This is a genomic window from Micromonospora parastrephiae (assembly GCF_016802865.1).
In the GTDB taxonomy this organism is placed as follows: Bacteria; Actinomycetota; Actinomycetes; order Mycobacteriales; family Micromonosporaceae; genus Micromonospora; species Micromonospora parastrephiae.
This window is the reverse complement of sequence record NZ_JAEVHM010000328.1, coordinates 1-3,623: the sequence shown is the minus strand read 5'-3', so window position 1 is coordinate 3,623 and position 3,623 is coordinate 1. Positions and strand designations below refer to the sequence as shown.

Sequence of the window (3,623 nt, the reverse complement as noted above, 5' to 3'; positions counted from 1 at the left end):
TTATGGGAGGGGAGGCGCTATCGGCAGCAGCCATTCATACGTAGTTCGTCTTCTCGCTTCGATCGCGCGTTGGGACATTGTGGAACCACCAGTTGACACGCTCAGGCATGTGGGGCCACCGGGCCAGGCGCAGGCCGGCACGGCTCCAAATGACGAAGAATTACCTTATGTTCCCATTCGTCCCAGTTCTAGCGCTGAGCGGGGGGCGGACTATAGGGATGCTAATCTGTCTCAGCGTGATCTGGGTGGCATGAATTTTGGAAGGGCCATATTCGCTGGCGCTAACTTGAGTGGCGCAATCTTGAGTAGAGCGAACATGGCCGGCGCAATCCTCGTTGACGCGAACCTGCGAGACGCCCAACTTGTGCGAGTTAACGCGATGAGCGCATTGTTTATACGTGCAGATTTGAGGGACGCCGATCTTTCGTGGGCCAACCTCTCAGGGGCGGATCTTAGTGAGGCATTGCTGATGGATGCGGTCCTTGTCGGTGTAACGTGGTCCACGCAAACTGTGTGGCCCGGTGAGGTTCGGGGGAATGTCGAGAGGATTTCTCGACGGATTGGTCCTGAGACATGGATAATTCTTCCAATGGAAGCCGATGACCGGGTAAGCGTCTAGACGGCGAGATGCGGGTAGCCTTGTTAGAGGCCGCGACCGCGTAGTAGACGGAAAATCCAACTAAACGGCAAGTCCGTTCAAGCACCCTGCCGCCCACGCTCGCCTCCGTGATCTGTTGAATCATGAGAGGGCGGTGGGACGGTCATCCCGCCGGCAAGGTATACCGGAGCATGCCTGGCGCGGGCGCGCATTGCCGCATGGACTCTTGCAGCGACATTGTCGGGAAGGCGCTGCTCGGCCTCTTGGCGCGAGAAAAACGCAAAATCCTCCAACTCTCGCCTCGACAGATTGACGCCGCCGAGGCTGGCAATGGACCCGCAGTCAAACGTGAAGCTTATGATCGCGCGGGGCCGCTGCCCAGCGGGCGGTGCCCAGTCGACTACGAGAAGCTCGCCCACCTCCACCGAGATCCCCAACTCCTCTCGGATTTCGCGGGCGCAGGCATCATGCGGGTATTCGTTTTCATCCACGTAGCCCCCTGGGAAGGCCCAGTGGTCGCGGTACGTGGGCTTAACGAGCAGCACGTTGCCTGCCGAGTCGGTGATGAAGGCCGCGGCGGCGGCATAGAATGAAGCCAGGTTCGCGTACCACGTAGCAGGCTCCGTCCAGGTCACCTCAATGACGCTAGCGGACATGTCTAGGTGCGCTAGCGCTCTAACTGGCTCCCGACACGACCGCGAGTGCATGCAGAACTTCGTTGACCTGTGGCGATGCCTGCTGGGGGCTGAGAGCAGTAGCGAGTTCGCGGACGCGCTGTTGAACACGCGCCGACTGGATGCCCGCGGCGTGTTGCCCGATCTTCGAGGCCCAGTTGCAGGCAGCGTCGGTGTCTCCAGCGCGGGCGTGAGTCACGGCGACGAGGGCGGTGTGCAGGGCAAGCGTGCGGGTGTTCTTACTGCCGAGGGTGAGCGCGTCAGGGGCGTGTCGAAGGGCCTGCCGGTACAGATTTAGGTCGCCCAGGCACCTCAGCGCGGCCCCGGCCAGGTGGGCAGGGCTGAAGTAGCCAACCCATCGCGGGCCGGGGTCGATGCCCGTCCGGTCGAGAGCACGTTCAGCCTTCGCGAGGGCGCGCTGGCAGGCACGCCGCTCGCCTGACTGTCCGTACGCGGTAGCGGCGGTGGCATGTAGCCGAGCGAGGACGGCTGCGGGTGCGCGACCGGCCCCGTCTATGGCTGCTTCGACGAGCCGAGTCGCCTCTCGGGCGCGCCCCAAGAACACAGCCTGGGTGGCGAGGTTCGCCAGCAGGTGAGCGCCGTAAAGGCGGTTGTCAGCGGCCTTGGCGAGCCGTAGGCCGAGCGTCACATGATGTTGCGCCATGGCATGCTCGCCCGCGTCGTAGGACATGAAGGCGAGCTGACCGGCAAGCGTTGCCGCTGCGCGCATGAGGTCCCGTCCCACGGAATCGGTGTAGGTGCCGCGCAGCATGGGCGCGACCTGACGTACGAGGAAGTCGGCCATGACGGCACGGGTGTGCGGAGAGCCGCTGCCGTGACGTCGGTCAAGGTCGGTGAAGTGGTCCGCCAGTGTGTACAGCGATTGAACGTCGGTGGCGCTGACCTGTTGCCGGCCGTTGCGGCTGACCGCCTTGTCGGGCAGGTCATACCGCCAGCCGAGCGCCGCCTCAAGGGCTTTGCCGCTGTCGAACGCTCCGCTGGCATGTTGGTTGAGGTGCTTGGCCAGCTTCGTCCAGATCTGCTCGGCGGTATCGATCGCCCCATCGACGGACGTGGGGTAGACACACGTGCCGATGCTGTCGGCTGCGCAAAACCCTAGCTCCGTAACGGCGACTGAGCGACCGAGCTTGCGGGCAAGTGTTTCGGCCATCGCGGCCTGTACGTGCTCGCCAGGCCGGCGACCGCGCAGCCACCAGTAGACGCTGGCAGCGTCGTAGCGCCAGGCGCCCTCGTTGCGGCCGGTGTGATTGAGCTGGCGAGCGAAGGCGGCGTGGGCCTTGTCGTAACCGGCGGCACGCAGCAGTTCTTCGAACGCCGCGTTCATCACCGGTCGCGCCATGGTTCCGCCTCCAGGCATCAGTCAACTACCAGCAGTGATGAGCCTACGGGTCGATGCGGTCCTATGGGGACCGGCGCAACCCTGCGCAACCCACGTCCTGAGCAGCGCAAGTGAGCGCATCGCTTGCCATCTGGTCCGTCGACCGGCAGCCCGCTTCACTGATCGCAGGAGTCCTGGGTGGCGGTGAAGGCTGAGCGTCGCGCCCTGGCTGACGGAGGTGAGCATGCAAGGCGACGAGCCAGCCAGCAAGAGCGAGCAGTCAGAGGCGGCCGAGCGCGAGGCTGCCAAACAGCGCCTCCTGGCGCAGGCCGAGGCCGAGCGCGTACCCGTGAACGACACGACCCGCGCGTCCCGGACCGGCGGTGGCGGCGTGACCAGCGATGACCTCCCCATCGGCCGCCGGGTGGCCCGCTGGCGGGTGCGGCGGCAGATGACCCAGCAGATGCTCGCCGACCGGCTGCGCAGGTCGAAGAGTTGGGTGGACAAGGTGGAGCGGGGCGTGCGCACCCTGGACCGGTACTCGATGATCCAGGAGCTGGCCCACGTCCTGCGGGTCGATCCGGAGGTGCTGCTCGGCAAACAGCGGAGCACCCCTGCCGGCACGCCGGACGGGGTGGACGACATCCGGGCCGCGCTCGCCCGCTACGACACCCCGCAGGCGGCTGAGACGACGGAACAGGCAAGAAGGCAGGTTGGGTACGCCTGGTTGACCTACCAGCACGCGCACTACGGGCAGTTGGTGCGGGTGTTGCCGGGTCTGCTCGACGCCGCCCGGGGTGCGCGGTCGGCGGAGCTGCGGGTGCAGGCGTACCGGATCACCTCGTCGCTGCTGGTGAAACTCGGCGAGGCTGAGCTTGGGTGGCTGGCCGCCGACCGGGCGATGGCGGTCGCCGCGACGATCCGGTGCTTGCGGCGACGGCCGCCGTGTCGGTCGGGCAGGCGCTGCGCGCGTCGGGCCGGGACCGCCTGGCCCTGGCCGCGACGCTCGCCG

General features: G+C 65.9%; 4 protein-coding genes. 2 read left to right on the top strand and 2 right to left on the bottom strand.

What is annotated here, in order from left to right; translation table 11 throughout:
* The first annotated feature begins 79 nt into the window (after positions 1 to 79).
* Positions 80 to 619, top strand: a complete 540-nt coding sequence (locus JNW91_RS34125) for a pentapeptide repeat-containing protein (protein ID WP_407664413.1) — start codon at positions 80 to 82, stop codon at positions 617 to 619.
* A gap of 77 nt (positions 620 to 696) precedes the next feature.
* Here JNW91_RS34125 and JNW91_RS30375 read toward each other — a convergent pair whose 3' ends face one another.
* Both JNW91_RS30375 and JNW91_RS30370 read right to left on the bottom strand, forming a co-directional pair.
* On the bottom strand, positions 697 to 1,233 hold the full coding sequence (locus tag JNW91_RS30375) for an NUDIX hydrolase (RefSeq protein WP_309244527.1): 537 nt from the start codon (positions 1,231 to 1,233) through the stop codon (positions 697 to 699).
* A gap of 40 nt (positions 1,234 to 1,273) precedes the next feature.
* Positions 1,274 to 2,632 (bottom strand): hypothetical protein, encoded by a 1,359-nt coding sequence (locus JNW91_RS30370; protein WP_203178917.1) that lies wholly within the window; start codon positions 2,630 to 2,632, stop codon positions 1,274 to 1,276.
* Between the two features lie 223 nt (positions 2,633 to 2,855).
* Between JNW91_RS30370 and JNW91_RS30365 the strand changes: the two genes are divergently transcribed.
* A partial coding sequence (locus JNW91_RS30365) for a helix-turn-helix domain-containing protein (protein ID WP_238425979.1) occupies positions 2,856 to 3,623 on the top strand: 768 nt, incomplete at its 3' end.